1 protein-coding gene is annotated in these 1,939 nt (G+C 76.6%); it reads left to right on the top strand.

The annotated features are described in order from the left end of the window. Positions 1–396: 396 nt before the first annotated feature. The coding region (locus ABZ641_RS35305; RefSeq protein WP_359988490.1) for a serine/threonine-protein kinase at positions 397–1,939 on the top strand (1,543 nt) is incomplete at its 3' end.

Consider the following 1,939-nt stretch of genomic DNA (forward strand, 5'->3'; position numbering starts at 1 on the left):
ACTGCGCCGAGCGCCGTGCCGGAGGGTGCCGTGACCAGCACGTCCGTGGACGATCCGGCGCCGGCCGGGCCGCTGCGCGGTCGGAGGACGGTGAGCCGGATCTGCATCTCGCCCGGGTCCCTTCTGCACACGTGTGGTGCCTGCCATCCTGCCACCCTGGAGCGACAGTCCGGGCACGGTACCGGATTTGACGATCTTGCGATCATCGCCGGGGCCGGACCGACGGCACGTCAGCCCGGGCGTCCCCTAGGGGGCACCCCCGAGACTTCCGCGCAGCTCGCGGTGCGCTCGCCTCGGCAAGCCGCCCGGGCACCGTTAGAGTTTGCGAAAACCGCGGAATCGTGGCCACCTGTCCGACCTCCGGGCAGCGAGGACGAGCGACCACAGGAGTCACAGGTGCGGCCGGTCGGCAGCAAGTATCTGATCGAGGAGAGCCTCGGGCGAGGGGCCACCGGTACGGTCTTCCGCGGCCGGGTCCGCGACGACGCCGCCGTTCCGGGCCTGGAGCCGGGCCGCGCGGTCGCCGTCAAGGTGCTGCGCGAGGAGCTGGCCACCGACCCCGACGTGGTGATGCGCTTCCTGCGGGAGCGCTCGGTGCTGCTGCGGCTCACCCACCCCAACATCGTCCGGGTCCGCGACCTGGTGGTGGAGGGCGAGCTGCTCGCCCTGGTGATGGACCTCGTCGAGGGGCCGGACCTCTTCCGCTACCTGCGCTCCAACGGCCCGCTCAGCCCGATCGCCGGCGCCCTGCTGATGGCGCAGGTCGCCGACGCGCTGGCGGTCAGCCACGCCGACGGCGTCGTCCACCGCGACCTGAAGCCGGCCAACGTGCTGCTGGCGACCACGGCCGGCCCGGACGGCTCCGAGCAGATGCACCCGATGCTCACCGACTTCGGCATCGCCCGGCTCGCCGACTCCCCGGGCATCACCCGCACCCACGAGTTCGTCGGCACCCCGGCGTACGTCGCCCCGGAGTCCGCCGAGGGCCGCCCGCAGACCGCCGCGGTCGACGTGTACGGCGCCGGCATCATGCTGTACGAGCTGGTCACCGGCCGTCCGCCGTTCCAGGGCGACGGCCCGATCGCGGTGCTGCAGGCCCACCTCGCCCAGGAGCCGGAGCGCCCGCGCTCGCTGCCCGAGCCGCTGTGGACGGTGATCGAGCGCTGCCTGCGCAAGAGCCCGGCCGAGCGGCCGACCTCGGTCGCGCTGGCCGAGGCGCTGCGGGTGGTCGCGGCCGGGATCGGCGTGCACTCCTCGCCCGCCGCGGTCGAGGCCGCGCTGGCCGTCGGCGACCTGCTGGTGACCGACCCGGCGCTGGCCGCCGCGACGCCGACCGCGGTGAACCCGCTGTCGGCCGGTTCCGCCGACGCCACCCAGGTGCTGCCCTCCCGCGGGTTCGACCCGGGCGCCGCGACCCAGGTGGTCGCCGCCGCCCCGGGCGCCGAGGACCGCACGCAGGTGATGGCCCCGCAGCCGGCCGCCTCCGGCGACCGGACCCGGGTGATGCCGCCGGTGCCCCCGGGCGCGCCCGCCGCCGAGCCGGAGGCGCCGCACCCGTGGCAGACCCAGCTGCGCGCCGCCCGCGACCGCAACCAGCAGACCCAGATCGGCTACTTCGACCCGGAGGAGCTGGACCGCCCGCAGGTCGCCCCGCAGCCGTACCAGGCCCAGCCGCCGTACCAGGCGCCCCAGCCCTACCAGGCCCCGCCGCCGTACCAGGCACCGCAGGGCCGGCCGCCGCAGCCGCCCCAGAGCGGCCGCGGGTCGGGCGGCTACTCGCAGCGCCCGCCGGTGGCCCCGCAGCCGTACCAGGCCCGGCAGAACCCGCCGCAGCCCCCGCAGGGCTACCGCCAGCCCCCGCAGGCCCAGCCGCAGCCCTACCAGGCCGCGCCGGCCCCGCAGGCGTACCCGCCGCCGCAGCCGCCCGCGCCGGCCCCGC

It is taken from the genome of Kitasatospora sp. NPDC007106 (assembly GCF_040634455.1).
Lineage (GTDB): Bacteria > Actinomycetota > Actinomycetes > Streptomycetales > Streptomycetaceae > Kitasatospora > Kitasatospora arboriphila.